Raw genomic sequence first — 25,513 nt, 5'->3', positions numbered from 1 at the left:
CGCGACCGGACCGACCGCCGGAGGGCCACTCTCGTCTCGCGGTTTTTGCTCGCTCGCTAAAACTCCGTTTAGGGAGGCTTTTTCCGGCGTGGACCCGTACCGATGAGCGATGACCGCACTCGCGACGACGATTCACGTCGGTGGTGACCGATGAGGGGGAACGACCAGCAGGCGTACGACCGCGGCACGTCGCTGTTCTCGCCCGACGGTCGGATCTACCAGGTTGAGTACGCCCGGGAGGCCGTCTCCCGCGGCGCGCCCTCCGTCGGCGTCCGCACGAGCGAGGGCGTCGTGCTCGCGGCGCAGGCGCAGGCGTCCTCGAGCCTGATGGAGTCGGAGTCCATCGAGAAGCTCCACAAGCTCGACGACCACGTCGGCACCGCCAGCGCCGGCCACGTCGCCGACGCGCGCCAGCTCATCGACTACGCCCGCCGGATGGCCCAGGGGAACCGCCTGCGCTACAAGGAGCCGGTCGGTGTCGAGACGCTGACGAAGTACATCACCGACCACATCCAGGAGAACACCCAGCGCGGCGGCACGCGCCCGTACGGCGCCGCGCTCCTCATCGGCGGCTTCGAGGACGGCGAGCCGCGCCTGTTCGGCGCCGACCCCTCGGGGACGCCCCACGAGTGGAAGGCGACCGCGATCGGCGGCTCCCGCCAGGAGATCCAAGAGCTGCTCGAGGACGAGTGGACCGAGGAGCTGACGCTCGACGACGGCATCGGCCTCGCGCTGCGCGCGCTGTTCGAGATCAACGACGAGCTCACCCCGAACGACGTGTCGCTGGCGACGGTCTCGGCTGACGGCTACGCCGCCTTCACCGCCGATGAGATCGCCGACCTCGTCGAGGGCCTCGACCTGAGCGTCGAGGACGACACGGACGGAGACGCGGACGCGGACGACGAAACCGAGGAGTAACGCGTTCGCTCGCCCGGTCGCCGCCGTCGGTGTCGGTACCGCCGTCGCGACCCGGGTCGACTCCCGCTTTTCCACGCCCGATCCGGCTCCGGCAGCGACCGCTCTGGACCGATCGATTCAACGGCGCCGGCGCCGTACGCCGAACGATGACCGACGACGCGCTTGCGACGACGCTCGATCGGGTCCGCGTCTACCCGATCAAATCGCTCGATGGAGTGGACGTTGATGTCGCCCGGTTGGCGCCGGCAGGCGGGCTCGTCCCCGATCGCGAGTTCGCCATCGTCGACGACGACGGCGACTACGTGAACGGGAAGAACGAGCGGCGGATCCACCGCGTGTCGGCCGACTACGACCTCGACTCCCGGACCGTCGGCCTCGCGGTCTCTCGCGATGCCGAGGGGAATGGCGACACGTCCGACGCCGGCACACCGGACGCCGGCACGCTCGACGCCGGTACCTTCCACCTCGACGACGAGCGCGCGAGGATCGAGTCGTGGCTGGAGTCGTTCCTCGGCTACGAGGTATCAGTGGTCAGCGAGCGCGCCGGCGGGTACCCGGACGACACGGCGCTCCCCGGGCCAACGGTGATCTCGACGGGGACGCTCCGCGAGGTCGCCTCGTGGTTCGACGGGGTGACGGTCGAGTCGATGCGGCGGCGCTTCCGCGCGAACGTCGAACTCGCGAGCGGCGAGGCGTTCGCCGAGGACCGACTCGTCGGCGAGCCGGGCGAGCGCGTCCGGTTCCGGATCGGGGACGCCGAACTGTTCGGAGTGAACCCCTGCAAGCGCTGCGTGGTCCCCTCGCGCGACCCGGACACCGGCGAGGAACTCGACGGCTTCCGGACCCGCTTCGTCCGGAAGCGCGAGGAGACGATGCCGGCATGGAGCGGCGGCGGCCGCTTCGACCACCCCTTCCGGCTGATGGTGAACACCGTCGTTCTCGCCGAGAGCGCGGGCGCACAGCTCGGCGTCGGCGACGACGTGGCGATCGTCGGCGTCGAGAACGAGTAACCGAGCGTCGCCCCCGGCGTCGAGCGCGGTCGACCCGGGAGTCCGGACTTACTCGCCGTGCTCCTCGTACTCCTCGGGCGTGTACGTCTTGATCTCCAGGGCGTGGACCTCTCGGGTCATCGCGTCGCCGACGGCGTCGTACACCAGTTCGTGCTGTTGGACCAGCGACTTCCCCTCGAAGGCGGGCGAGACGACGACCGCTGCGAAGTGGGCATCCTCGTGGTCGGGGTCAGGCGCGCGCGGCGTCGTGACGGTGGCCTCGCAGTCCTCGATGCCGGCCTCGATGGCCGCCTCCACCTCGTCAGTGCTCATGCTCATAGACGACGGTGGGCGGTCGCCGGGCAAAAAGCGGTCGGTGACAGCACCTCCCGCCCTCGTTTCGCCCCACCCCGACGCGTTTACGGCGCGCGGCGACGTTCGGCCAACCATGACCGCGGACGGGCGCGACGCCGACCCCGAAGCCGCCGTCCGCGAGCGGTTGCTGACGGCGCACGGGCCCGCGTTCGACGCGGTCGACGCCTGCGCGGACGCGGTCGCCGGGCGATGGGACGGCGAGGACGGTCCGGGGGCAGCCGCCGCTCCGACGACCACCGACCGCGATGCCGTGGTCCCCGCCATGCGCGAGGCGCTGGCCGCGGCGGGGGTGCTCGATGCCCTCCCCGGCCTGCTCGCGACCGGGGCGGACGCGCTCGGCGCCCGGCTGCCGGCGTCGCCCGTCGCCGCGCCGCCGTACCTCGTCGTGACCGCGACCGGGCCGGTCGTCCGGGCGACGCTGCCGGACGCGAGCCGGCTGGTCGTCTCCCTGCGCGTGTTCGACGTTGACCGCTCCGGCGCGACGCCGCGGTACCGCCGGCTCGACCGCGGCGTCCGCGAGACGCTGACGGTTGAAATCCGGTAGCTCGGGGCAAGTCCGGACCCTGGACCGCCCCCGCGGACGCGACACCTGTGGACTTTTGCGGACCGACCGGGACACTCGAGCATGACCGAGATCGTCGACTACGACCTGTACGCCGTGCCGCCGCGGTGGCTGTTCTTGAAGCTCGAGTGCGCCGACGGCTCCGTCGGCTGGGGCGAGCCCGTCGTCGAGGGCCGCGCGCGCACCGTCCGCGGCGCCGTCGAGGAGCTCGTCGAGGCGTACCTGCTCGGCGAGGACCCCGCGCCCGTCGCGGACCACTGGGAGCGTCTCTACCGCGGCGGGTTCTACCGCGGCGGCCCCGTCCTCATGTCCGCCATCGCCGGCATCGACCAGGCGCTGTGGGACCTGAAGGGGAAGCACCTGGGCGCGCCCGTTCACGAACTGCTCGGCGGCCCGGTCCGCGAGCGCGTCCGAGTGTACCAGTGGGTCGGCGGCGACCGCCCCGAGGGCGTCGCCGAGGCGGCCGCCGAGAAGGTCGACGCCGGCTTCACCGCGCTGAAGATGAACGCGACCCCGGAGCTCGAGCGCGTGGAGTCGCCCGACACCGTCGACCAAGCCGCCGAACGGCTCCGGACGGTCCGGGAGGCCGTCGGCCCCGAGGTCGACATCGGGGTCGACTTCCACGGGCGTGCGACCAAGACCGCGGCGAAACAGCTCGCCGCCGCGCTCGAACCGCACGACCCGTTCTTCATCGAGGAGCCGGTGTTGCCGGAGCACAACGACGCGCTCGCCGACATCGCCGCGAGCACCTCCACCCCCATCGCGACCGGGGAACGGATGTTCCACCGCACCGACTTCAAGGAGATCCTGGAGACGAACGCCGTCGACGTGATCCAGCCGGACCTGAGCCACGCGGGCGGCATCACCGAGTGCCACCGCATCGCGTCGATGGCCGGCGCCTACGACGTGTCGGTCGCGCCGCACTGCCCGCTCGGCCCCGTCGCGCTCGCCTCGTGTCTCCAACTCGACGCCGTCGCGCCGAACGCCCTCATCCAAGAACAGAGCCTCGATATCCACTACAACGAGACGAGCGACGTGCTCGATTACCTCGCGGACCCCTCGGTGTTCGAGTATGAGGACGGCTTCGTTCCCGTGCCCGACGACCCGGGGCTCGGTGTCGACATCGACGAGGACGCGCTCCGCGAGCGCGACGGCCACGACGACTGGCACAACCCGGTGTGGCGTCGTCCCGACGGCAGCGTCGCCGAGTGGTAGGTCGCGAAACCAATCATCAAGTCGCCCGGCCGCGACCGCACACACGAATGACCTCACTCGACTCCGCTCCGATCGACGACCTCCGTCCGCGGCGCCGCCACGAGAACACGGTCGCCGTCGTCACCGGCTCGACCCGCGGCATCGGCGCCGGCGTCGCGAAGCGCCTCGCCGCCGAGGGCGCCCGCGTCGTCGTCACCGGGCGCAGCGAGGACGCCGGGGCGGAGACGGTCGCCGCCGCCGAGGACCTGGGCGGCGAGGCCGTCTTCGTCCGCGCGGACATGCGCGACCCCGACGATATCGCGGCGCTGTTCGAGGCGACCGTCGACGCGTTCGGCCGCCTCGACGTGCTCGTGAACAACGCCGGCGTCGAGACGTACACCGCCGCCGACGAGGCCGACATGGACGACTGGGAGTTCGTGTTGGAGACCGACTTCCGGTCGTACTGGCTGTGCGCCAAGCACGCCCGCGAGCACATGGGCGAGGGCGCCATCGTCAACATGTCGAGCAACCACGCGTTCGCGACGACGCCGAGCATCTTCCCGTACAACGCCGTCAAGGCGGGGATCAACGGCATGACGCGGTCGATGGCGATCGACTTCGGTCCCGAGGTGCGCGTGAACACCGTGAACCCCGGCTGGGTCGCCATCGACCGCACCACCGGTGACATGGACGAGCAGCGGCGCGAGGAGCTCGCGAGCATCCACCCGACCGGACGGATCGGCGTCCCGAGCGATGTCGCCGCCGCGGTCGCGTTCCTCGCCAGCGACGAGGCGGGCTTCATCACGGGCGCGAGCCTGACCGTCGACGGCGGCCGCAGCGCCGTGCTACAGGACGACTTCCTGCCCGACTACCGCGAGCGCCGCGAGGAGTAGCGAGGCCGAGCACGGGTGCCTCTGGGAGGATTGGAGCAGTCCCGGTGCCGTTCCGCCCGGAACGGCGTCACCGGCGGGCCACCGTCGAGACTCCGGCGGAGGTTTACGCGCGGCCCACGATCGCTTCGATATGAACCCCGACAAGGTCCGCGACGACTGGGCCGAGCGCGAGGGCGAGTTCTCCCCGCGCTACTACGCCCACAAGGGCCCCGACGACACGAGCGAGGCCCTCCTGTCGGCCGTCGAGTTCTACATCGGCACCGACGCCCGGGTGCTCGAACTCGGCTGCGGCTCGGGTCGCCACCTCGAACACCTCCGCCGCAACGGCTTCGAGCGCCTCGCGGGGGTCGACATCAACGACGAGTCGTTCGACGTGATGGACGGGTACTTCCCCGACCTCGCGGCGACCGGGGAGTTCCACACCGGCGCCATCGAGGACCTGCTCCCGGCGTTCGACGACGGCGCATTCGACGCGGTGTACTCCGTCGAGACGCTCCAGCACGTCCACCCCGACGACGCCTGGGTGTTCGAGGAGGTCGTCCGCGTCGCCTCGGAGCTACTCGTGACGGTGGAAAACGAGGGGAACGGCGCCGAACGCGGTCGAGAGGGCGCACAAGTGAGCTACGTCAACGACGAGTTCCCGCTGTACCACCGCAACTGGAGGGACGTGTTCTCGGAGTTGGGCGGCGTGCAGGTGGTGAAAGAGCCGACGAAGCGCGACACGATCCGGGCGTTCAAGCTGGCGTAGGGGCGGCGGATCGCGCCGAGACGAGAGCGGAGTCAGCCGGCGTCCGCCCGAGGCCTCCCCGCGGTCGCCCTCGCGTCACTCCCGATCGCTTCTCATGTGCCGAGCGGCACCGGGACCGCTCTGCCGCCCGGTCGAGACGCTCGCTTCGCTCGCGTCTCGCTCACTTTCCCTCGAACGCCGGCTCTTCGTCGGACATGAACGCCATCACGCCCTCCATGAGGTCCTCGGTGTTCATCAGCTGGCCGAACGCCTGCGCCTCGATCTCCAGCCCGGCATCGGTGTCGTCGCGACCGGCGTGCATCGCGCGCTTCGTGTAGCGCTGGGCGACGGGCGGGCCGGCGGCCAGGTCCTGCGCGATGTCCATCGCGTGGTCCAGCAGCTCGTCGTTGCCGACGACCTCGTTGACGAAGCCGTAGCGTTCCATCGTCTCGGCGTCGTAGCGCTCGGCGGTGAAGATGATCTCCTTGGCGCGCCCCTCGCCGACGATGTGGCGCAGGCGCTGGGTGCCGCCCCAGCCGGGGAGCAGGCCGAGGTTGTGCTCGGGCTGGCCCAGCTCCGAGCGCTCGGAGGCGACGCGCAGGTCCGCGCAGGTGGCGAACTCCATGCCGCCGCCGAGGCAGTAGCCGTCGATCCCGGCGACGACCGGGAGGTCGGAGGACTCGAACTTCCCGAACGTCGACTGGCCCTTCCGGGAGAGCTCGACGGCGTGCAGCGGGTCGCCGCCGCCGGCGGCCATGCTCTGCACGTCGGCGCCGGCAGAGAAGGCGCGCTCGCCCTCGCCGGTGACCAGCACCGCGCGCACGCCGTCATCGGCCTCCAGTTCCTCGATGGCGACGCCGAGCTCGTCCAGCAGCTCCTCGGAGATGGTGTTCATCCGGTGGGGTCGGTCGAGGACGATGTGGCCGACGCGGCCCTCGCGCTCGATCCGGATGGTCTCGAAGTCGACGCCGTCGTCGTCTTCGCCGTCGGTGTCGGCGTAGAACCCCCGCCCCTCCTCGACCAGCTCGCGGAGGTAGTCGACCGCCTCGTAGCGCTCGGCGCCCGTCTCCTCGCGGCGCTCGTCGAGCGTCGAAAGCAGCGCGTCGAGGCCGACCGCGTCGGCCATCTTCGCGGGGCCGTCCGGGAAGCCGGCGCCCAGCTTCACCGCCTGGTCGATGTCGCCAGCGTCGGCCACGTCGTTGCCGATCAGGCCCGCGACCTCGTTGGCCATCACCGCGAGGAGCGCGTGCTTGACGCCCTCGTCCGCCTCGTCGGAGGGAACCTCGGCGCCGGGGCCGTCCTCGTAGTCGTAGAATCCCTTCCCGGTCTTCTTGCCGAGGTGCTCGTCCTCGACCTTCTCGGTCAGCAGCGGACACGGCTCGTATGCGTCCCCGAGCACCTCGTGCATGTACTCGAGTACGTGGACGCCCACGTCGATGCCGACCTGGTCGGCCAACTCGAAGCTCCCCATCGGCAGCCCCATCTCGTACTTGGTCGTGGAGTCGACCGACTCGACGGTGGCCTCGCCCTCGTGGACGAGCCACGCCGCCTCGTTCATCAGCGGGACGAGCACGCGGTTGACGATGAAGCCGGGCGAGTCCTTTCGGACGCGGACCGGGGTCTTGCCCATCCGCTCGGCGACGGCCTCGACGAGGTCCATCGTCCCCGCGGACGTGTGCGCGCCCGAGATGACCTCGACGAGTTGCATCCGCACCGGCGGGTTGAAGAAGTGCATCCCGCAGAAGCGCTCCTCGCGGTCGGTCACCTCCGACAGCTCCGTGATCGAGAGGCTCGACGTGTTCGACGCGAAGACGGCGCGGTCGGGCGCGTGCTCCTCGACCTCCGCGTACACGTCCTTCTTGATGTCCATCTTCTCGGGCACCGCCTCGATCACGAGGTCGGCCTCGGCGACGGCGTCCGCGACGGGGACGACCGGCGTGACCCGGTCGAGCGCGGCGTCGGCGTCCTCCTCGGAGATTTGGTCCTTCTCCGCGAGCTTGTCGAGCGACCACTCGATCTGGTTGTAGCCGTTCTGCACGAACTCTTCGTTGATATCTCGAAGGGTCACGTCGAACCCGGCGAGCGCGGCGACCTCCGCGATGCCGTGACCCATGTTTCCGGCGCCCAGCACCGCGACCGTCTCTACGTCATCAACGTCCATGTGCGTCGCCTCGGAGTCGCCCCGATTCAACGTTTCCCTCCGTCTCGACGGAAACACGACACCAGTTTTCCGGAGTTGCCCGCGGGTCCGCGACCGGTCCCCGCCGCACCGGTCGACCCCCGAAAGCCGTTTTTTGTCTGCGGTCCCATCACGGCGTATGCCAGTCGACGCGGACGCCGACGCCTTCGAGGAGCTTGACTCGACCGACCGTGCGGCGCTCTCGGCGCTCCGCGCCGACGACCTGCTCGGGCCGGTGATCGACCGACACGGACCGCTCACGGTCGACCCCGCGGACGACCCGTTCGAGCGACTCATCGTGTCGATCCTCCGACAGCAGGTGTCGATGGCGTCGGCGGAGGCCACGCGCGAGCGGCTGTTCGACGCCGTCGAGGTGACGCCGGCGGGGCTGCTCGCGGCCGACGACGCGACGCTGAAGGACGCCGGGCTCTCCCGACAGAAGACCCGCTACGTGCGCAACGTCGCGGAGGCGTTCGCCGACAACGACTGGGATAGCGACGCCTTCGCCGCGATGAGCGACGACGAGGTCCGCGAGGAGCTGACCGCGATCACCGGCGTCGGCGAGTGGACTGCGAATATGCAGTTACTGTTCACGCTCGGCCGCCCGGACGTGTTCCCCGTCGGCGACCTGGGGGTCAGAAAGGGAATGGAAGCGCTGTACGATCGCGACATGAGCCGCGCGGAGATGGTCGAGGAGGCAGAGCGCTGGGCGCCGCATCGCAGCTACGCGTCGCTGTACCTCTGGCGCGCGAAAGAGGACATCGCCGCGACCGTCGACGAGGTCATGGGCGAGAGTTGACATCCTCCCCGCCCTGGAGAGCGAGGTTTTAGCCTTGCAACTTCGATAACGGCACCGGAGTGGCGGCGCGGCGATCCCGACGGGCGCGTTGCCACTCGAAGACGGTCGGCGTCGAAGAGAGAAACGCAGTAGAGAAAAGAGCGTGTGCGCCGGCTTACAGCTCGACGGCTTCCTTCTGCCCGAGCGACTCGGGCACCGTGAAGCGGATGCTCGTCGTCGCGCCGGACATCGTGTTGATCTTGATCGTGACTTCCGAGCCCTCGTTGAGGGCGCCGTTGATCTGCGCCGTGTCGAACACGAGGTTCAGGCGGTCGTCGGCGTCGTCGAGCACGTTTTCGCTTCCGGCCGCGTTCTTGACGCTCTCGTAGGAGTACTCTCCCGAGGACAGCGTGGCGGTGGAGTAGTTGCTCGTCGTGGAGACGAGTTGCATCGTCCCGTCGGGGCCGATCCACGTCACCGTCGCATTGTGGATGTCGATCTCGCCGGCGCCGGGCGCCTGCGTCACCGTCACGTTGACGATGTCGACTTGGTTCCCCGTGACGTTCCCGACGGTAGCGACCTCCTGCAGGCGGTTACTGACCTGCTTGCTGCTCTGTTGTCCCGTCTCCTGCGACTTGCTCTGGAGGAAGCCGGCGGTGTTGATCAGCACGCCTGCGGCGATCGCCGCCACGAGCACCATCGCGATGAACACGATGAGTGTGCCGATACCGACCTGCCCGCGCTCCTCCTCGTCGGTGATAAATTCGAACATTATGTGGTGTTGCTCCCACCCGTTCGCGGTGACGAATCGGGCGTACTCGCAATGCCGCCGAGGCGAATAATATACCTTCGCCGCCAAGTTTCAGAAGCGATAGCTTCGCGGTGTTCCGGACAGCCACGCCTGGTGGGTCGGTTCACGGAGAAATGCGCAGCAGCAACGGGGCCGGTCGTCGCGGTTCGCACGCGTTCCCGGCGCGTTCCGGGCCGATTACTCTTCGTCGTCGTCGCCGTCGTCTTTCATCGTCTGGAGCTGCGAGACCAGGTCGTCGGTGGAGGCGCCGGCCTCGAAGCTCGCTTCGCCCTCGTGTTCGTTCTCGTGGGCGTCGACGGTCGAGCCGTCTCCCGCGTCGCCGCCGTCGTTCTGCTGACGCTCCTGCTCGGATTCGTCGTAGCTCCCAAAGCCCATACCGTCACTTCGGAGCCGAGGGGCAAAAGCACCCCGGACCTGCCACCCGCTTGTGACTCGGTCCCGCGCCGATCTCGGCGGTCCGCGACCGGCGGTGACCAGCGGGGCTCTCGCGGTCACTCCTCGGCGCCTTCTTCCTCCTCCTCCTCGTCGCTCTCGGGGTCGCGGCCCTCGTCCGCGCGGTGCTGCACGTCGACGCGGTAGTGCTGGAGGATGTCCCGGCCGAGGAGGACGGGGTACTCCATGTGCGAGCGGTCCTCGACGCTCGCGGTGACGGTGTGCTGCTCGCCGCCGATGCCGACGACGAGGTCGACGACTGGCCGGGCCTTCCCCGACTTCACCGACCCGGACTTGATCCGGGTCATGCTCTTGATCGGTCCCGCGCCGATCTCGGCGGCGAGCTTCGTGTCGATCGACGAGCGCGTCGCGCCGGTGTCGGACTTGGCGAACGCCTGGGTCGACCCCTGGGTCCCGGCGACCCGGACCTCCTCGATGTAGCCGATGATCGGGATCTGGCCGTCGTTCACGCGGCGCTGGGGCGGCATGCACGACGGCGTCGAGTCGTCGAGCACCGCCGACAGCTCCTCCACGCGATCGTCGTCGACGCTGCCGCCGCCGCGCTCGATGGCCAGGCGCGCGATGTGCGGCGCCGGCGAGCGCCCGCTGGCGGCGAACAGGCCCTTGAACCCCGCGGTGGGGTTCACCTCCAGGACGTACCAACCGTCGTACCCCTCGACGAGGTCGACGCCGGCGTAGTCGAGGCCGATCGTGTTGGTCGCGGTCAGCGCCATCTCGCGGACCTCGTCGTCGAGCATCTCGGTCGCGTCCTCCACGTCGCCGCCGAGCGCGACGTTGGTTCGCCAGTCGCCCTCCGGCGCGTAGCGGTTCATCGCCGCGACGACCTCTCCCCCGACGACGTACACGCGGGTGTCGTGGTGGCGCGAGTCGTCGCGGTCGATGAGGTCCTGCAGGAACGCCTGTCGGTTGCCGACCATCGGGTTCACCGGGTCCGCGAGGTCGATCTTCCAGGTGCCGCCGCCGTGGGTGCCGATGGCGGTCTTGTACACGCCCTCCTCGCCGAAGCGCTCGCGGCCGCGGTTGAGTCGGTCGTTCGACAGCGCCAGCAGCGCGTCCGGGACGCGAACGTCCGCCTCCGCGAGCGCGACGGCCGAGGCGAACTTGTGCATCGCCGTCAGGACCGCGGAGGGATCGTTGAGGATCGGTCGCGCGCGGCCGAACGTGTGCGCGAGGCCGAGGCCTTCGGCCGGCTGTTCGATGTTCGACAGCAGCATCCGGTTGGCGACCACGTCGACATCCGGTTCGATCGCGACGGCGCCGTCCTCGATGCTGACGGCGGCGTTCTCTCGGCGGAGCCACTCGGGGTCGTGCCCCAGCGCCTCGACCGCGTTGCAGATCGCCTTCGTCTCCTTGCTCGTGTGTAACGATAGTACGCCGACGCGTACCGGCTCCTCACTCATACGGATCGACTCGGCGGAACGTTCAAATGTGTCCCGGTCGGCTAAACGGGGTGCGAACCGCTGGCGTGGGATCGGTGGTCGTCGCACTCGGGTCGTGCGGGGAACTCGGGTCGTGGGATAGACAGTCGTGTCGGATTCCTCTCACGGCTCAAGCCGTGGGCTTCCGCCGTGCATTTCTGTGAACTGGGGACACAGGCAAGCCGTCGCCGGACATCGCGCGGCGGCTGTGGGGCACTTTATCACGCTCGGTCGCACACCGGCGATCATGACCGACGCCGACATCTTCACGTACAACGGAGGCCGGGTCGACCCGGGAGAGCGCCAGAATCTCCGGTTCGTCGTGTCGGAGACGTACCTCGGCGACCCCGTCAGGATCCCGGTGACGATCATCAACGGCGAGCGCCCGGGACCGACGGCGTTCCTCTCGGCGGCCGCCCACGGCGACGAGCTCAACGGCATCGAGGTGGTCCGGGAGGTCGCATACGAGTGGGATCTCTCGGAGCTGTGCGGGACGCTCATCTGCCTGCCCGTGTTGAACGTCCCCGGGTTCCTCGCTCAGCAGCGGTACCTCCCGGTGTATGACCGCGACCTGAACCGCTCGTTCCCCGGGTCGGCCGACTCGACGAGCGCGAAGCGGATGGCCGCACGGATCTACACGAACTTCATCGAGCCGTGCGACGTGGGGCTGGACTTTCACACGTCGACGCGGGGACGGACGAACATGATCCACGCTCGCGCCGACATGGGCGATCCTGACGTGGCCCGACTCGCCCGCGCGTACGGGACAAACGTCATCATCGACAGCCAGGGCGCCTCCGGGATGCTCCGGACCGAAGCCGTGACCGACGACGTGGCGGCGATCACCGTCGAGATGGGAGAGGCACACCGCTTCCAGCGGGCGCTCATCGACGAGGCGCTCGCGGGCGTTCGCTCGGTGTTCGCCGAATACGGGATGCTCGAGGCCGAGCAGGTCCGCTGGCCCGGCTGGCGGACCGTGATCACCGAGGAACGCGAGAAGACGTGGCTGCGGGCCGACGTCGGAGGGATGGTCGACATGCACTTCGAGCGGGGATCGCTCGTCCACGAGGGTGACACGGTCTGCACGATCACGAACCCGTTCAAAGACGACAACGTCCTCGTCGAGGCGCCCTTCACCGGACTCCTCGTGGGGATCCTCGAAAACCCGGTGGTGTACCCCGGAAATCCGCTGTGCCACCTCGTCGAGCTGGACCGCCGGACGCGGCGGGTCGTCGAGATGGACCAGAGCTCGAATTCGGTCGGGTGGTGACGGTCGGAACGGGATGACCGACGATCGACGGGCCGAAGCGGAGTAACCGAGGGTCCCGACTGCCCTACTCCAGCACGCAGAGGTCGTCGTCGAGGAGGACGCGCTCACCGCCGTCGGGGCGTTCGAACGCTACCGCGGCAGCCTCGGTGGTCTCCGGCGTCCACGTGAGAAACGCCGCGAATCGGTTCCAGGCGTCTCGCTCGGACGGTTCGCCGGCTGCGGCGCCGACATCGTCGGCACCGGGATTGCCGAACAGGGGGTGGCTCACGCGACCGCGGCCGCAGGTCCCGCAGACGAGTTCCGCGAGACGGGGGGAGGCGGTCCCGCACGCGTCGCACGTTGTGCCGGGGGCGCCACCGTGGTCCAGACAGCACCGCATCGAGCGCTCGACATCGCCGCCACACTCCAGACAGATGCCGTCGAACATGGGGCGGAGTCGACGCCGAAACACGCGGTGTGCGCGCCGGAACAGCGACTCCGGATCGGTTCCTTCGATGGTCGCCGGGGGGAGCACGATTCCGGTGAGCGTTCCGTCCGGAACCTCGTCGGCGTCGAACAGTCCCTCACAGCCCGTGCAATAGCTGACCAGGTGGTGGTCGTTGTACCGCACGCGAACGTTGCCGTCGCAGAACGGACAGCGGGCGCCGACGGGCGCGGCGTGGAAGTCGATCGGTCCGTCGACGACGCCGCGGTCGAGCAGGCGAACGGCCTCGCGTCCGGGCTCCCGGAGCCGGTACCCGCCATCGGTCTTCTCGACGAACCGGCCGGTCAGCTTGTCGAGGTGGTAGCTGAACTTGCCGCTGTCGCGCTCGCCGACCGCCCGCCGGAGGTCGCTGTAGGCTATCGCGTCCGAGCGCGGCCCGGCGCGGGGCTCTCGCGACGCGAGTGCGCGGAGGATCGACAACCGGAGACCGTCGCCGAGGAACGCAAACGCGTCCTCAGCCGCGTCCGTGAACGAGTCAGGCACGGTCTCGGGCACGGACCGCGAGCGTATTAGTTCTCGGCCTGCGCGCGATCGCTCGGCCGGGCGACTCACAGGGGCGGCGGTGCGCCCGCCCCGAATCCGTTCGCGGGCGTGCGAGTGCGTCACGTAACTACTATACCCCCATAGGCCCGAGCGACAGACGTATGAGCCAGTCGTATGACAGGGGCCTCGTCGAGGACTTCGGCCGGTGGCGGGAGTTCTCGGCGGGGATGTGGGCCTGGGTGTTCCACAAGTTCACGGGCTGGGTGCTCGTGGGGTACCTGTTCACCCACATCGCCGTGCTGAGTACCGCTATCTCCGCGGCCGGGCAGACGCAGGCAATCGCGGCCGAAAACGACGTGTACACCACCGTCATCACCGCGCTGGAGAGTCTGCTGGTCGTTCGCATTCTCGAGGTCGGGCTGCTCGCGGTCGCTGTCTTTCACATCCTGAACGGGTGTCGCCTGCTGCTCGTCGACTTGGGGATCGGTCTCGACAGCCAGGACAAGAGCTTCTACGCGTCGCTCGTCCTGACGGGCGCTATCGTCGTGGCGTCGGTGCCGACGTTCCTCGCGGGGGTGTTCGGCTGATGGCCGAGCGCTACTCCTCGTTCGAACCGGGCGGACGCCGGTGGCTGTGGCAGCGGATCACCGCCGCGTTCCTCGTGGTGGTGCTCGCGTTCCACTTCTTCCTGCTCCACTTCGTCAATCACGCAGACGAGGTGTCGTTCCTCGCGTCGAGCGCGCGGATGACGGACCTCACCTACTACTCGCTGATGGTGCTGTTCCTGATTACCGCGACGTTCCACGGCGTCAACGGCGTCTACAACGCTCTCGAGAACCAGGGACTGACCGGCACGAAGAAGCAGGTCGTCAAGTACACGCTGATCGCGGCGAGCATCGTGCTCGTCGTGCAGGGGATCCGCACCGCCAACGCCTGGGCGGGCCTCCCCACATTCTGACAATGAGCACGCACGTTCCAGAGACTGAGACGGAGACGGACACCGAGGCAGAGACCGAGGTCGAGCACAGCGAGCCGCTGGCGCCCGCACAGGAGGAGCGCATGCGCAAAAAGGCGGAGGCACGCGCCGACCGCGAGGAGCGCGCTCGCCAGGAGGCCGCAGAGCGCGCGACGGGCGACGACGACACCGTCCACCTGAAGGTGTTCCGCTTCGACCCCGAGGTCGAGGGGAAACAGGAGCCGCGCTTCGACGACTTCCACGTCCCCTATGAGAAGGGGATGACCGTTCTCGACGCGCTCATCTACGCCCGGGACACGTTCGACTCCTCGCTCACCTTCCGGCACTCCTGTCGACAGGCGATCTGTGGGTCGGACGCGCTGTTCATCAACGGCCGCCAGCGACTCGGCTGCAAGACGCAGCTGTCGGACCTGGACCAGCCGGTTCGCGTCGAGCCGCTCCCGCACGCCGAGGTCGAGAAGGATCTGGTCGTCGACATGGACCACTTCTACGATCAGATGGAGGCGGTCGAGCCGTACTTCGACGCCGACGAGCTTCCCGACGGCGAGCTCGACGAGCAGCGCCAGACGCGGGAGAACCGCGAGAAGGTGAAGATGTCCACGCGCTGTATCTGGTGCGGTGCGTGCATGTCCTCGTGCAACATCGCCGCGGGCAACAACGAGTACCTCGGTCCCGCCGCGATCAACAAGGCGTACCGCTTCGCCATGGACGAGCGCGAGGGCACAGAGCGCAAGCAGCACCGGCTCAACATCCTCGAGCAGGAGAACGGCGTCTGGCGGTGCCAGACCCAGTTCTCGTGCACCGAGGTGTGCCCGAAAGACATCCCGCTGACCGAGCACATCCAGGAGCTCAAACGGGAAGCAGTCAAGAGCAACCTGAAGTTCTGGTAGGCTCACCCCGGTCAGCCACCCGAGCCGGCACGCGATTGAAGTAGCCAGAACCCCAAGCGGATTCAACGACGAACCGTTGGGTTCGGCGACGACGGACGACCATCGAACGCAGCAACACGGACACAACACACGACACATGTACGAACACGACGTCATCGTGGTCGGCGCCGGCGGCGCGGGACTCCGCGCAGCCATCGCCGCCCAGGAGGAAGGCGCGGACGTGGCGATCGTCTCGAAGCTCCACCCGGTGCGCAGCCACACCGGCGCCGCGGAGGGCGGCATCAACGCGGCCCTTCGCGAGGGAGACTCGTGGGAGGACCACGCCTACGACACCATGAAGGGGTCTGACTACCTCGGTGACGCCCCTGCTATCGAGACGCTCTGTACGGACTCCCCGAAGGAGGTCATCCAGCTCGAACACTGGGGCATGGCGTTCTCCCGCGAGGAGGACGGCCGCGTCTCCCAGCGACCGTTCGGCGGCCTCTCGTTCCCCCGGACGACGTACGCGGGCGCCGAAACCGGCCACCAGCTGCTCCACACAATGTACGAGCAGCTCGTCAAGCGCGGCATCACCGTCTACGACGAGTGGTACGTCTCGGATCTGGCCGTCACCGACGAGGAGCGCCCCGAGGACCGCACCTGCCACGGCGTCGTCGCCTACGACATTCAAAGCGGCGAGCTGTCGGGCTTCCGCGCGACGGAGGGCGTCATCCTCGCGACCGGGGGGCTCGGTCAGGTGTTCGACCACACCACCAACGCCGTCGCCAACACCGGCGACGGGGTGGCGATGGCCTACCGCGCGGGCGTCCCCATCGAGGACATGGAGTTCATCCAATTCCACCCGACGAGCCTCCCCAGCACGGGCGTGCTCATCTCCGAGGGCGTCCGCGGCGAGGGCGGTATCCTCTACAACGACGAGGGCGAGCGCTTCATGTTCGAGTACGGCTACGCCAGCAACGACGGCGAGCTGGCCTCGCGCGATGTCGTCGCCCGCGCGGAGCTGAGCGAGGTGAACGAAGGGCGCGGCATCGACGACGAGTACGTCCACCTCGACATGCGCCACCTCGGCGAGGAGCGGATCGTCGACCGCCTAGAGAACATCCTCCACCTCGCGAAGGACTTCGAGGGCGTTGACGGGCTGGAGGAGCCGATGCCGGTCAAGCCCGGACAGCACTACGCGATGGGCGGCATCGAGACCGACGAGAACGGCGAGACGTGCGTCGGCGGACTGTACGCGGCCGGCGAGTGCGCCTGCGCGTCCGTCCATGGCTCGAACCGCCTCGGCGGCAACGCGCTGCCGGAGCTCATCGTCTTCGGAAAGCGCGCGGGTGCCCACGCCGCTGGCAAGGACCTCGGCACCGCCGAGATCGAGACCGGCCAGCGCGGCGAGTACGAGCTCGGCGAGGTCGACACGCCAGTCCAGCCCGGCGAGATCGAGCCCGCGGGCGGCGAGGGCGATGCGGTCGCCGACGGGGGCGTCGCCGCCGAGACCAGCTCGGGCGACGGTCACGACCTCGTCGAGCGGGCGGTCACCCGCGAGCGCGAGCGCGTCCAGTCGCTCATGGAGAAAGACGACGGCGTCCAGCACGCGGAGATCCGCTCGGACGTGCAGGAGTCGATGACCCAGTACGTGAACGTCTTCCGCGAGGAGGAGGGCCTCAAGCAGGCGCTCGAAGACATCGCCGAGGCGCGCGAGCGATATCAGGACGTGTTCGTGAAGGACCCCTCGCGCACGTTCAACACCGACCTCATCCAGACGCTGGAGACGCGCAACATCCTCGACCTGGCGGAGGCGATCACCCTCGGCGCGCTCGCGCGCGACGAGTTCCGCGGCGCCCACTGGCGCAAGGAGCACCAGGAGCGCAAGGACGACGAGTGGCTCAAGCACACGATGCTGTCGTGGAACGACGGTACGCCGGAACTGTGGTACAAGCCGGTCATCCTCGAGGGCGAGGACAAGAAGTACGAGCCGAAGATCCGCTCGTACTGACCCGACAGCGTCGATCCGGCTCAGATTCGAAGTCGCCGGCGAATACCAGTCCGACCCGGTCTGTGTTCTCGCGGCGCCGACCCGTGCGCCGAGCTCGCCGTCAGCAGTCGAAAATCCTGCCGACCGGATCGGTCGATTGATTCACTCGTAACCGGATTGTTTCTTTGAGGCCGTCGGATTCGACGGTCTGGCCACCGCTCGCGGTTATTCGACGTTTGTCGTACCATAGTTTTACAGGTGTCGAAGTGCACGGTGGAGTCACGATGGTTACTACACACGCCGACGCAGCCAACACCCCGGACGCCGCGGCAGCCGAAGTCGACGCGGAGACGCCGATGACGCAGCTCCCGGACGGGGTTTCGTCCCCCCGCGCGAAGCTGGTGTATCTGTATCTGGCGACCCACGGCGCGGTCTGCGAGGACGCGCTGTGCGACGGGCTGTCGATGAAGCGCATCTCCCTGTACTCCATCCTGAAGACGCTGCGCGAGGCGGGACACGTCGAGAAGTTGGACGGGCGCTACGCGCTGGTGTAGGCGGTCGCGTGCGGCGGAGCGGCCGCCCGTCCGGCTACCGGTGGACGGCCCGCGGTCAGCCGCCGAGGAAGTCTTTGCGGACCTGTTCGTCGTTCAACAGCGCCTCGCCGGAGTCGACGTACGCGTTCTCGCCGTTGACGAGCACGTAGCCGCGGTCGCAGCGGCCCAGCGCCTCCTTGGCGTTCTGCTCGACCATGAGGACCGCGGTGCCGTCGTCGTTGATGCGGTCGATACGGTCGAACATCTCCTGGACCAGATCGGGCGCGAGTCCCGCACTCGGCTCGTCGAGCAGGAGGAGGTCGGGGTCGAGCATCAGAGCGCGCCCCATCGCGAGCATCTGCCGCTGTCCGCCGGACATCGTTCCCGCGCGCTGGTCCGAGCGCTCGCGAAGTATCGGGAAGCGATCGTAGATGACCTCGATCTGTTCCTCGGGGACCTCGTCGAGGATGTACGCGCCCATCTCCAGGTTCTCGCGCACGGTGAGGCTCTCGAAGACGTTGTCGTTCTGCGGGACGTAGCCGATCCCCTCGTGGATGATCTCCTCGGGCGCCAGGCCGTGAATCGCCTCGCCGGCGAACTCGATCGTGCCGCCCATGTAGCTGGTCAGCCCGAACACCGACTTCATAACCGTCGACTTGCCGGCCCCGTTCGGGCCGACGATGGTGACGTACTCGCCGTCGCCCACGTCCATGTGCACGTCCGTGAGGATCTGGAGGTCGCCGTAGCCGGCGTCGAGGTCACGGACCCGGAGCAGGCTGTCGTCGGGACGCGCGGCGTCGGCGGCGCGGGTGGCGCCGGAGGACGCGGTCCCGCCGTCAGCGGCGACGGAGCGACGGTCGCGCTCACTCCTCGCTCGCTTCGAGGCCTCACTTCGTCCACCCCCGCCGTGCTCGCGGGTCGCTTCGCTCCCCGCTCGCTTCGAGGCCTCACTTCGTTCGGCCTCGCTGGCCTCGCTGCTCATACGTCGCCTCCGAGGTACGCCTCGACGACGCGTTCGTCGCTCGTGACCTGTTCGGGCGTGCCCTCCGCGAGCACCGACCCCTGGTGCATGACGATGACGTGTTCGCAGTTGTTCATGATGACATCCATGTCGTGTTCCACGAAGAGGAACGTGTTCCCCATCTCGCGCAGTTCGTGGATACGGTCGAGCAGCTTCTCCTCCAGCGTCGGGTTGACCCCCGCGAGCGGTTCGTCGAGCAGCACCACCTCGGGGTCGGTCATCAGCGCGCGCGCCATCTCCAGCAGCTTGCGCTGACCGCCCGAGAGCGTGCCCGCGTACTCCTCGGCGAGGTGGTCGATCTCGAAGAACTCCAGCTGCTGCCAGGCGCGCTCGAGCAGCTCCTCCTCTTGTTCGACGACGCGGTCGCGAAGGCCCGGGACGACGGCATAGCTGAGTCGCTCGCCCGCCTGTCCCTTCGGCGCCAGCATCATGTTCTCCAGCACGGTCATCTCCGGCAGCTCGCGGGCGATCTGGAACGTCCGCACGAGCCCCCGCTGGGCGATCGCGTGGGGAGCCATCCCCGTGATGTCGTCGCCGCGGAACCGGATCCTGCCCGAGGTCGGCGTGTGTACGCCGGTGATGCAGTTGAACGTCGTCGACTTGCCCGCGCCGTTGGGCCCGATCAGCCCGGTGAGCGAACCCTCGGCGACCGAGAAGCTCGCGCCGTCGACGGCGGTGATTCCGCCGAACGTCTTGTGGAGCCCCTCGACGACCAGGGGGTGCTCTGCGGCATCGCGCGCGCCTTCGGCGGCCGCCGCCGGCGTGTCAACGGCGGTGTCGGTCGCGTCGTCCGCGTCGGCGCCGCCAGGCTCGGAACTCATCGCGCACCTCCGTCGGCCGCATCGTCGCGGCCGCCATCGGCGACGGGGTCGGCGGCGGCGGTCGGTTCGCCGATTCCGTCCCCGTCGCCACCGCCCGGTCGCGTGAGCGGGATCGCCGCGGCCTCCTCCTTGCGGTGGCCCAGCAGGCCCTCCGGGCGGCGCTGCATCAGCGTCACGAGGATGACGCCGACGAGGATGAACCGCAGCGCGGAGACGTTGGCCAGCAGGAACGACAGCAGCGGCAGCACCTTCCCCTCGATCAGCGGCGCGACTGCCGCCGGGAACGTGCCGGGCGTGTCGCCGAACTCGACGAAGTTGGTGACGACCCGGCGGACGTACACCGGCCCCTCCCAGATGGCGCCCGCGAACAGGGCGCCCCCGAGGACGCTCCCGGTGTTCGACCCGGCGCCGCCGATGATCAGCGCGACCCAGATGTAGAACGTGATGATCGGCCGGAACGCGCCGGGATTAGTGAACCCCTGACTCCCCTGCCAGAGAATGCCGCCCAGTCCCATCAGCCCGCAGCCGAACATGAACGCGACGATCTTGAACCGGTTCGTGTCCTTCCCGAGCGACTTCGCGACCACCTCGTCCTCGCGGATCGCCTTCAGCACGCGACCGAACGGCGAGTTTCCGGTTCTGACGAGGAGGACGTAGAAGAGCGCGACGAACGCCGCGAGCACGAGCACGTACGCCAGGTTGGCGATCACCGCCGGCTCGACCGCGAGATCGAGCGTGAACGCCGGCAGCGGGACGATCCCCAGCCACGACGACCCCGGCGGGATCAGCGTGACCCGAAGCCCTTCGAGCAGGGGGAACAGCACCGACCCGAGCAGAGCCGGCTCGGCGCCGGCGTCGAAGCTCTGATAAAAGAGGAGTCGGACGGGGTTGCCCGGCATCGTGATTCCGGTCGCCCCGCCGGTGCCGGTCGTGATCCCGGCGATGGTGAACTCCTGGAGCGCCGTCGACTTCAGCGTGATCCGGATAATCTCCGAGAGCGCGACCGTGACGATCGCGAAGTAGTCGGCGCGCAGTCGCAGCGCCGGCAGCGCCGCCACCAGCCCGACGAGCGCGGCCGCGACCACGCCGCCGAGGATGCCGATCGGGAGCGGCAGGCCGAGCCCCGGCACCGACGCCGGTCCGGGGTCGGTCGACCCCGAGAGGATCGCCATCACGTACACGCCGACGGCCATGAAGCCCGCGATGCCGATGTTGAAGATGCCCGCGTACCCCCAGTGGAGGTTCAGCGCCAGCACCATCATCGCGTACACCGCGGTAAAGAAGAACACCGAGGCGAGGGCCCCGACGAGCCCGTTGAACGGGAGGCCGAGCGCGACGGCGAACACGAAGAAGACGAGGACCACGTGTCCGAGGACGATCAGGAGCTTGTCCACGTCGGACTCCATCCACCGCTCGTCGAGCCATGCCACGTACGGCTCGGCCGGCGGGGCGGTGGCGACGTAGAGGACGCCGACCGTGAGCGAGAGGTACAGGAACCAGATCAGGCTCCCGCCGATCGGCAGCGATCCGAGGTCGAAGCCGGCGACGAGCGCGAACAGGAGCGCCCCGACCAGCAGGTGCGCGAGGGCGGTCCCCCACGCGGCGGCGCCGCCCTGCGCCCACCGGTCGCGGAACCACTCGCGGTACGGCGTCCAGCCGGAGACGTACCGTCCGTTGTCGCCGTCTCCGGGATCGCCCGCGGTCGCGCCGCCGGGTGCGGCAGTCGCGTCGGACGAGCCGTCAGCGTCAGCGTCGGCGGAGCTCACGCGGTCGTCACCCCCGAGAACAGCCCGTCGGGCTTGAACAGGAGGACGACGATCATGACGCCGAAGGCGGCGACCGTCGAGAACTCGCTGGGGATCCACACCAGCGAGAGATTCTGCGCGATCCCGATCGTGACCCCGCCAAACATCGCCCCGTAGATGGAGCCGATGCCGCCGAGGATGACCGCCGCGAATATCATCAACAGCAGGATCCAGCCGAACTGGAAGTTCATCGCTCCCCGCTCCAAGGCGATGAGGAAGCCGCTTGCGCCGGCGAGTCCGCCGCCGATGATCCACGTGAAACGGACGACCCGCTCGGTCGGGATTCCGGTCACCTGCGCGAGGTCCTCGTTGTCTGCCATCGCGCGCATCGCCTTGCCGAGCTTCGTCGTCTGGAGCAGAAGGTGGACGCCGAGCATGAGCGCGGCCGCGATCACGACGAGCGTCAGCTCGTGGCCGCCCACGTCCAGCGTTCCGCCGCCGCCAACCGGGATCGCAAACTCCGGAACCGACTGGGCGTCGGTGAGTCCGCGGGTGCGCTGCCCGAACACGATGAAGATGGTGTACCGGAGCGCGAGCGCGACGCCGATCGACGCGATGAGCAGGGAGATTCCCTCGTCGTCGCGCATCGGCTTGTAGACGAGTCGGTCGATCAGCAGCGACAGCCCGATCGTCGCCGCCGCCGCCACGATGAGCCCGGCGAGTATCGCCAGCGGGGTCTCGAGCATCGAGACGCCGAGATCCCGCGTGGAGACCGATCCGATGAACAGTAGCGTCGCGAGGTCGAACTGGCCGGCGCCGGCGAACAGCCACGTCACCGCCCAGCCGGCGAAGGCGCCGGAGGTGACGTAGTCGCCGTGACCGAAGTTCGCGAAGTTCAGAATACTGTACGTCATCGAGAGCCCGACGCCCGCGAGCCCGATCGACAGGCCGACCACGAGCCCCTCCCACAGGAACGTGGCGAGCTGAGCGCTCGTGAGCCCACCGGGTGCCGCGAGCCGGCGACCGATGTCGAGAGTCAAGATCGCCACGACGGCGACGGCCACGAGGACGAACGGTCGCGAGACGGCGAGATTCCTGCCGCGTGAGTACGTTTCGCTAATGCCCATTGATATTCCTTCTCACGGTCAAGAGGTGCCCCGACGCACTTAACCATTCTCTCACCCGTACAACAGCGTCGAGATACCGACATGATCCTCGCTTCGGGCCGGGCGCCGTCCACCCGGCGGACGGTGGCGGCCAGACACCCCGGCAAATGCGCCGGCCAGGCCGGGTCTCGACCGGCAGAGAGCACAAGGGCCAAGCCCCGCGCGCCCGTCACTGCCGACCGAGATGACCGTCGACGGCGAGGACGCGGATCCGTGCACGACAGAAGCCGGCGAGCCCGTGGAGCTGGAGGCCGAAGGCGCCACCGTCGCTGTCGATCGCGGGACGGTTGACGACGTCGACGCAGTCGCCGACCTCTGGGTCGATCTGGCCGACGGTCAGCGCGCGTACGGTACCCACTTCGAGGCCACCGAGAACCGCCGCGCCGCCGCCGAATCCGTCGCGAGCGCGGCCTCCGCCGGAGGGCTCGTCGTCGCCCGCGTCGCAGAGCCGAAGGGCGGAGCGCCATCCACGACCGACGAGATTGTGGGGTTCGTCAGCTTCGGCCTCGAAACGGGACGATACGAACAGGACGTGCGTCGCGGGGTCGTCTACAACCTCTTCGTCCGGGACCCGTACCGCGACGCCGGCGTCGGCGCGCGGCTGCTCGATACGGCCGAGTCGACGCTCGCGGCGTCGGGCGCCCATGTCGTCGCGCTGGAGGCGATGGCTGCGAACCGCGACGCGCGGCGCTTCTACGAGCAGCAGGGGTACGAGCCCCACCGGGTGGAGTTGGAGAAACCGATACAGGGGCTCGGAAGCGATAGCGATTAAACGGAGGGCGCAGTACGGCCCCAGTACGCGCCGGGGGAGCATGGGCGGTGCATGCACTCGACTTGTAATCGAGACTTCGCGGGTTCGAATCCCGCCCCCGGCTCTCTACGAACGGGGCGAAGCCGGCAGTGACAGGGTCGTTGCAGGGTCGGTCGCTCTCCGACCGCGGTCCCGGACGTACTCAGGTGTGAACGTCGGGTGGATGTACCGGATCCACCGGTCGAGCCGAAACCGGACCGGCCGCGGCATGGGCGCGCGGCCGGGGTCGGTGCGATGCGATGGCGAACAGCCGACGTGGGGTCGCCGTCGGCGGATCGTCCGAGTGGCGGCGGCCGGCGCGCGGTGGGGACGCCGACCGCGACCGCGACTGCGGCTCGGGCGCTACTCGCGTCAAGGGTGGCGACGGACCCCGTCCGCGAGCAGTCGATCGATCGGTCGACGCGGGTATTGTTACCCGTCGAGTATCTCTCGCTCCCGTCGCCGGTCGATGCCGGTCGTGGAGGAGTTGACCCGACACGCGAAGGGGTTCGCGACGGGGGAGGGACACGCCCCCGCGCGTCCACGATGAGTCGGACACCGTCGGTCGTCCGAGGACGGCTCGAACGGACTCGCCGGTCGGCTCGCGGCCGGTACGTGAGTAGGAGTCGCGTGCCGCGAGCACCCGTCGAGAATCGGGCAGTTGGGATGGTAACCCGGCGGATAACCGGTCGTCGACGGCACCGGGGACGCTGTGAGAATCGCGCTGCGTGCGACGGGGTCGGGGCGGAACGGTTTTGCTGCGTCGACGCGGGGAACAACGCGTGCGACGGTTCGTGCACGGGACGCCCGTCCACGGCGTCGACGTGGGTCCCGAGACGCGGTGTGCCCACTACGACGGGCCAACCGATGTTATCGCGCTGCGGTTCGGCTGCTGCGAGCGGTACGCTCCCTGCGCGGCGTGCCACGACGCCGTCACGGACCACGAGACCGAGCCGTGGCCTCGCGAACGGTTCGCGGAGCCGGCGGTGCTGTGCGGCGCCTGCGGGGCGACGCTGTCCGTCGAGGCGTATCTGGACGCCGACTTCGCGTGCCCGTCGTGCTCGGCGTCGTTCAATCCGGGCTGTGCGGCCCACTACGACCGCTACTTCGCAGGAGTCGATCCGCGGGAACTGTGAGCGCCAACCGGAGCCCGATCCGGTGCATCCGTGGCGACCCGCGTCGCCGCCTGCGGGAACCTTAACCCCGACGAGTCCCTGTCTCGATCCATGAGCGACACTGAAACCGCGACCGTCGGCGGCGGCTGCTTTTGGTGCACCGAGGCCGCGTTCAAGCAGCTTGACGGCGTCCGCGTGGTCACCTCCGGCTACGCCGGCGGCCACGTCGAGAACCCCACCTACGAGGCCGTCTGCCGAGAGGAGACCGGCCACGCGGAGGTCGTCCGCGTCGAGTACGACCCCACGGCGATCACGTACGCCGACCTCCTCGGCGTGTTCTTCACCGTCCACGACCCGACGACGCTGAACCGTCAGGGCCCCGACGTGGGGAGTCAGTACCGCTCGATCGTCCTGTACGAGAACGACGAGCAGCGCGAGACCGTCGAGCGGTTCGTCGACGAACTGGACGCGGAGAGCGCGTACGACGACGAGATCGTCACCGAGATCGAGCCCCTGGAGGCGTTCTACGAGGCCGAGGAGTACCACCAGGACTACTACGAAAAGAACCCCGCAGACCAGTACTGCACGTTCAACGCCGAGCCGAAGATCCGGAAGGTCCGCGAGAAGTTCGCCGACTTGGCGACAAAGCAGAAGGCCTGATCGGCGCGGCGGCGTCAGCGGGACTGTCGCGGCGGACAGCTGACGGCGGTCGGACGGCGACGGACCGTGCCCACGGTCATCGCCGCCGGTCGACCGCCGCGCTCGCGCGCCGGTTCCACGGGTTCCACCGATCGCCTGCGACTTACTCGAAGAGTTGGACAGCCTGTTCGTAGCGGGTCGAGGGCTCGTCCCAGTCGACGACTTCGAAGAACGCGGAGATGAAGTCGCCGCGGGCGGGGCCGTAGTCGTAGTAGTAGGAGTGTTCCCATACGTCGAGTGCGAGGATCGGGTGG

Annotated in this window: 27 protein-coding genes and 1 tRNA gene; 17 read left to right on the top strand and 11 right to left on the bottom strand. The window is 68.9% G+C overall.

Annotated features, from left to right (window positions below; genetic code table 11):
- Positions 1 to 150: 150 nt before the first annotated feature.
- Together psmA and BUE16_RS15705 are read left to right on the top strand one after the other, a co-directional pair.
- Positions 151 to 918, top strand: coding sequence for an archaeal proteasome endopeptidase complex subunit alpha (gene psmA / locus BUE16_RS15710; protein ID WP_073311468.1), 768 nt, complete (start codon positions 151 to 153; stop codon positions 916 to 918).
- A gap of 146 nt (positions 919 to 1,064) precedes the next feature.
- Entirely contained in the window at positions 1,065 to 1,928 is an 864-nt protein-coding gene (locus BUE16_RS15705) for an MOSC domain-containing protein (protein ID WP_073311466.1), read from the top strand.
- A 48-nt stretch (positions 1,929 to 1,976) separates the two neighbouring features.
- Here the strand turns inward: BUE16_RS15705 and BUE16_RS15700 are convergent, their stop codons facing one another.
- On the bottom strand, positions 1,977 to 2,240 hold the full coding sequence (locus BUE16_RS15700) for a BolA family protein (RefSeq protein ID WP_073311511.1): 264 nt from the start codon (positions 2,238 to 2,240) through the stop codon (positions 1,977 to 1,979).
- 115 nt (positions 2,241 to 2,355) lie between these two features.
- Between BUE16_RS15700 and BUE16_RS15695 the strand changes: the two genes are divergently transcribed.
- From BUE16_RS15695 to BUE16_RS15680, 4 genes are all read left to right on the top strand, one after another.
- Entirely contained in the window at positions 2,356 to 2,826 is a 471-nt protein-coding gene (locus BUE16_RS15695; RefSeq protein ID WP_200778461.1) for a hypothetical protein, read from the top strand.
- Positions 2,827 to 2,907: 81 nt separating this feature from the next.
- On the top strand, positions 2,908 to 4,059 hold the full coding sequence (gene dgoD, locus BUE16_RS15690; RefSeq protein WP_073311464.1) for a galactonate dehydratase: 1,152 nt from the start codon (positions 2,908 to 2,910) through the stop codon (positions 4,057 to 4,059).
- Positions 4,060 to 4,106: 47 nt separating this feature from the next.
- Complete coding sequence (locus BUE16_RS15685) at positions 4,107 to 4,931, top strand: SDR family NAD(P)-dependent oxidoreductase (RefSeq protein ID WP_073311462.1); 825 nt, start codon at positions 4,107 to 4,109, stop codon at positions 4,929 to 4,931.
- A gap of 130 nt (positions 4,932 to 5,061) precedes the next feature.
- Positions 5,062 to 5,679, top strand: a complete 618-nt coding sequence (locus BUE16_RS15680) for a class I SAM-dependent methyltransferase (protein WP_073311459.1) — start codon at positions 5,062 to 5,064, stop codon at positions 5,677 to 5,679.
- A 160-nt stretch (positions 5,680 to 5,839) separates the two neighbouring features.
- On the opposite strand, the gene BUE16_RS15675 is transcribed toward BUE16_RS15680, so the two are convergent.
- Entirely contained in the window at positions 5,840 to 7,819 is a 1,980-nt protein-coding gene (locus BUE16_RS15675) for a 3-hydroxyacyl-CoA dehydrogenase/enoyl-CoA hydratase family protein (protein WP_073311457.1), read from the bottom strand.
- A gap of 157 nt (positions 7,820 to 7,976) precedes the next feature.
- Between BUE16_RS15675 and BUE16_RS15670 the strand changes: the two genes are divergently transcribed.
- Complete coding sequence (locus BUE16_RS15670; protein WP_079991703.1) at positions 7,977 to 8,636, top strand: DNA-3-methyladenine glycosylase family protein; 660 nt, start codon at positions 7,977 to 7,979, stop codon at positions 8,634 to 8,636.
- 154 nt (positions 8,637 to 8,790) lie between these two features.
- On the opposite strand, the gene BUE16_RS15665 is transcribed toward BUE16_RS15670, so the two are convergent.
- The 3 genes from BUE16_RS15665 to BUE16_RS15655 form a co-directional block, all read right to left on the bottom strand.
- Positions 8,791 to 9,387 carry an archaellin/type IV pilin N-terminal domain-containing protein gene (locus tag BUE16_RS15665; protein WP_073311455.1) on the bottom strand — a complete coding sequence of 199 codons (597 nt, stop codon included), beginning with the start codon at positions 9,385 to 9,387 and terminating at the stop codon, positions 8,791 to 8,793.
- Positions 9,388 to 9,603: 216 nt separating this feature from the next.
- The gene (locus BUE16_RS15660; RefSeq protein ID WP_073311453.1) at positions 9,604 to 9,801 is read right to left on the bottom strand and encodes a DUF5786 family protein; all 198 of its coding nucleotides are present in this window, start codon (positions 9,799 to 9,801) and stop codon (positions 9,604 to 9,606) included.
- A gap of 116 nt (positions 9,802 to 9,917) precedes the next feature.
- Positions 9,918 to 11,279: a RimK family alpha-L-glutamate ligase gene (locus BUE16_RS15655; RefSeq protein WP_073311451.1), complete on the bottom strand. Its 1,362-nt coding sequence runs from the start codon at positions 11,277 to 11,279 to the stop codon at positions 9,918 to 9,920.
- Between the two features lie 265 nt (positions 11,280 to 11,544).
- On the opposite strand from BUE16_RS15655, the gene BUE16_RS15650 reads away from it, so the two are divergent.
- On the top strand, positions 11,545 to 12,567 hold the full coding sequence (locus BUE16_RS15650; protein ID WP_073311449.1) for a succinylglutamate desuccinylase/aspartoacylase family protein: 1,023 nt from the start codon (positions 11,545 to 11,547) through the stop codon (positions 12,565 to 12,567).
- A gap of 64 nt (positions 12,568 to 12,631) precedes the next feature.
- Here the strand turns inward: BUE16_RS15650 and BUE16_RS15645 are convergent, their stop codons facing one another.
- Positions 12,632 to 13,534 (bottom strand): DUF7351 domain-containing protein, encoded by a 903-nt coding sequence (locus BUE16_RS15645; RefSeq protein ID WP_073311447.1) that lies wholly within the window; start codon positions 13,532 to 13,534, stop codon positions 12,632 to 12,634.
- 161 nt (positions 13,535 to 13,695) lie between these two features.
- On the opposite strand from BUE16_RS15645, the gene sdhC reads away from it, so the two are divergent.
- The 5 genes from sdhC to BUE16_RS15620 all read left to right on the top strand — a co-directional run bounded on the left by sdhC (position 13,696) and on the right by BUE16_RS15620 (position 17,923).
- Entirely contained in the window at positions 13,696 to 14,121 is a 426-nt protein-coding gene (sdhC, locus tag BUE16_RS15640; RefSeq protein WP_073311445.1) for a succinate dehydrogenase, cytochrome b556 subunit, read from the top strand.
- Complete coding sequence (locus BUE16_RS15635) at positions 14,121 to 14,492, top strand: succinate dehydrogenase (RefSeq protein ID WP_073311442.1); 372 nt, start codon at positions 14,121 to 14,123, stop codon at positions 14,490 to 14,492. Before sdhC ends, BUE16_RS15635 begins: the two co-directional genes overlap by 1 nt.
- A gap of 2 nt (positions 14,493 to 14,494) precedes the next feature.
- Positions 14,495 to 15,400, top strand: coding sequence for a succinate dehydrogenase/fumarate reductase iron-sulfur subunit (locus BUE16_RS15630; protein ID WP_073311439.1), 906 nt, complete (start codon positions 14,495 to 14,497; stop codon positions 15,398 to 15,400).
- Between the two features lie 136 nt (positions 15,401 to 15,536).
- Positions 15,537 to 17,390 (top strand): FAD-binding protein, encoded by a 1,854-nt coding sequence (locus tag BUE16_RS15625; RefSeq protein WP_073311436.1) that lies wholly within the window; start codon positions 15,537 to 15,539, stop codon positions 17,388 to 17,390.
- Positions 17,391 to 17,653: 263 nt separating this feature from the next.
- Complete coding sequence (locus tag BUE16_RS15620) at positions 17,654 to 17,923, top strand: MarR family transcriptional regulator (RefSeq protein ID WP_394327446.1); 270 nt, start codon at positions 17,654 to 17,656, stop codon at positions 17,921 to 17,923.
- Positions 17,924 to 17,978: 55 nt separating this feature from the next.
- Here BUE16_RS15620 and BUE16_RS15615 read toward each other — a convergent pair whose 3' ends face one another.
- Genes BUE16_RS15615 through BUE16_RS15600 form a run of 4 tightly spaced genes read right to left on the bottom strand, consistent with a single transcriptional unit; the run spans position 17,979 to position 22,616 of the window.
- Positions 17,979 to 18,884 (bottom strand): ABC transporter ATP-binding protein, encoded by a 906-nt coding sequence (locus tag BUE16_RS15615; RefSeq protein WP_234972425.1) that lies wholly within the window; start codon positions 18,882 to 18,884, stop codon positions 17,979 to 17,981.
- On the bottom strand, positions 18,881 to 19,744 hold the full coding sequence (locus BUE16_RS15610; protein ID WP_073311432.1) for an ABC transporter ATP-binding protein: 864 nt from the start codon (positions 19,742 to 19,744) through the stop codon (positions 18,881 to 18,883). The genes BUE16_RS15615 and BUE16_RS15610 overlap by 4 nt, the downstream gene beginning before the upstream one ends.
- Positions 19,741 to 21,510 (bottom strand): branched-chain amino acid ABC transporter permease, encoded by a 1,770-nt coding sequence (locus BUE16_RS15605; RefSeq protein WP_234972424.1) that lies wholly within the window; start codon positions 21,508 to 21,510, stop codon positions 19,741 to 19,743. The genes BUE16_RS15610 and BUE16_RS15605 overlap by 4 nt, the downstream gene beginning before the upstream one ends.
- A complete protein-coding gene (locus tag BUE16_RS15600; RefSeq protein WP_073311429.1) occupies positions 21,507 to 22,616 on the bottom strand; it encodes a branched-chain amino acid ABC transporter permease in 1,110 nt (369 codons plus the stop codon). The genes BUE16_RS15605 and BUE16_RS15600 overlap by 4 nt, the downstream gene beginning before the upstream one ends.
- A 223-nt stretch (positions 22,617 to 22,839) precedes the next feature.
- On the opposite strand from BUE16_RS15600, the gene BUE16_RS15595 reads away from it, so the two are divergent.
- The 4 genes from BUE16_RS15595 (at position 22,840) to msrA (ending at position 25,220) form a co-directional block, all read left to right on the top strand.
- Positions 22,840 to 23,427 (top strand): GNAT family N-acetyltransferase, encoded by a 588-nt coding sequence (locus BUE16_RS15595; protein WP_079991702.1) that lies wholly within the window; start codon positions 22,840 to 22,842, stop codon positions 23,425 to 23,427.
- 29 nt (positions 23,428 to 23,456) lie between these two features.
- Positions 23,457 to 23,530, top strand: a tRNA-Thr gene (locus BUE16_RS15590).
- A 697-nt stretch (positions 23,531 to 24,227) separates the two neighbouring features.
- Positions 24,228 to 24,581, top strand: coding sequence for a CHY zinc finger protein (locus tag BUE16_RS15585; RefSeq protein WP_073311427.1), 354 nt, complete (start codon positions 24,228 to 24,230; stop codon positions 24,579 to 24,581).
- A gap of 90 nt (positions 24,582 to 24,671) precedes the next feature.
- Entirely contained in the window at positions 24,672 to 25,220 is a 549-nt protein-coding gene (gene msrA / locus BUE16_RS15580) for a peptide-methionine (S)-S-oxide reductase MsrA (protein ID WP_073311425.1), read from the top strand.
- A 142-nt stretch (positions 25,221 to 25,362) separates the two neighbouring features.
- Here msrA and BUE16_RS15575 read toward each other — a convergent pair.
- Positions 25,363 to 25,513, bottom strand: a 151-nt coding sequence (locus tag BUE16_RS15575; protein ID WP_234972427.1) for a Fe-Mn family superoxide dismutase, incomplete at its 5' end; no start/stop codon positions are given.

Source organism: Halobaculum gomorrense (genome assembly GCF_900129775.1).
Taxonomy (GTDB): domain Archaea; phylum Halobacteriota; class Halobacteria; order Halobacteriales; family Haloferacaceae; genus Halobaculum; species Halobaculum gomorrense.
Note: the sequence above shows the minus strand (reverse complement) of the source record. Positions and strands in the feature narration are given on the sequence as shown.

Bases quoted from the DNA above. Each gene is read 5' to 3' on its own strand.
- BUE16_RS15685 (WP_073311462.1), top strand. From the start codon at position 4,107: ATGACCTCACTCGACTCCGCTCCGATCGACGACCTCCGTCCGCGGCGC.
- BUE16_RS15635 (WP_073311442.1), top strand. From the start codon at position 14,121: ATGGCCGAGCGCTACTCCTCGTTCGAACCGGGCGGACGCCGGTGGCTG.
- msrA (WP_073311425.1), top strand. From the start codon at position 24,672: ATGAGCGACACTGAAACCGCGACCGTCGGCGGCGGCTGCTTTTGGTGC.
- dgoD (WP_073311464.1), top strand. From the start codon at position 2,908: ATGACCGAGATCGTCGACTACGACCTGTACGCCGTGCCGCCGCGGTGG.
- BUE16_RS15680 (WP_073311459.1), top strand. From the start codon at position 5,062: ATGAACCCCGACAAGGTCCGCGACGACTGGGCCGAGCGCGAGGGCGAG.
- BUE16_RS15615 (WP_234972425.1), bottom strand. From the start codon at position 18,884: ATGAGCAGCGAGGCCAGCGAGGCCGAACGAAGTGAGGCCTCGAAGCGA.
- BUE16_RS15665 (WP_073311455.1), bottom strand. From the start codon at position 9,387: ATGTTCGAATTTATCACCGACGAGGAGGAGCGCGGGCAGGTCGGTATC.
- BUE16_RS15610 (WP_073311432.1), bottom strand. From the start codon at position 19,744: ATGAGTTCCGAGCCTGGCGGCGCCGACGCGGACGACGCGACCGACACC.
- BUE16_RS15675 (WP_073311457.1), bottom strand. From the start codon at position 7,819: ATGGACGTTGATGACGTAGAGACGGTCGCGGTGCTGGGCGCCGGAAAC.
- psmA (WP_073311468.1), top strand. From the start codon at position 151: ATGAGGGGGAACGACCAGCAGGCGTACGACCGCGGCACGTCGCTGTTC.
- BUE16_RS15650 (WP_073311449.1), top strand. From the start codon at position 11,545: ATGACCGACGCCGACATCTTCACGTACAACGGAGGCCGGGTCGACCCG.
- sdhC (WP_073311445.1), top strand. From the start codon at position 13,696: ATGAGCCAGTCGTATGACAGGGGCCTCGTCGAGGACTTCGGCCGGTGG.
- BUE16_RS15655 (WP_073311451.1), bottom strand. From the start codon at position 11,279: ATGAGTGAGGAGCCGGTACGCGTCGGCGTACTATCGTTACACACGAGC.
- BUE16_RS15705 (WP_073311466.1), top strand. From the start codon at position 1,065: ATGACCGACGACGCGCTTGCGACGACGCTCGATCGGGTCCGCGTCTAC.
- BUE16_RS15670 (WP_079991703.1), top strand. From the start codon at position 7,977: ATGCCAGTCGACGCGGACGCCGACGCCTTCGAGGAGCTTGACTCGACC.
- BUE16_RS15700 (WP_073311511.1), bottom strand. From the start codon at position 2,240: ATGAGCACTGACGAGGTGGAGGCGGCCATCGAGGCCGGCATCGAGGAC.
- BUE16_RS15625 (WP_073311436.1), top strand. From the start codon at position 15,537: ATGTACGAACACGACGTCATCGTGGTCGGCGCCGGCGGCGCGGGACTC.
- BUE16_RS15630 (WP_073311439.1), top strand. From the start codon at position 14,495: ATGAGCACGCACGTTCCAGAGACTGAGACGGAGACGGACACCGAGGCA.
- BUE16_RS15695 (WP_200778461.1), top strand. From the start codon at position 2,356: ATGACCGCGGACGGGCGCGACGCCGACCCCGAAGCCGCCGTCCGCGAG.
- BUE16_RS15600 (WP_073311429.1), bottom strand. From the start codon at position 22,616: ATGGGCATTAGCGAAACGTACTCACGCGGCAGGAATCTCGCCGTCTCG.
- BUE16_RS15660 (WP_073311453.1), bottom strand. From the start codon at position 9,801: ATGGGCTTTGGGAGCTACGACGAATCCGAGCAGGAGCGTCAGCAGAAC.
- BUE16_RS15595 (WP_079991702.1), top strand. From the start codon at position 22,840: ATGACCGTCGACGGCGAGGACGCGGATCCGTGCACGACAGAAGCCGGC.
- BUE16_RS15620 (WP_394327446.1), top strand. From the start codon at position 17,654: ATGGTTACTACACACGCCGACGCAGCCAACACCCCGGACGCCGCGGCA.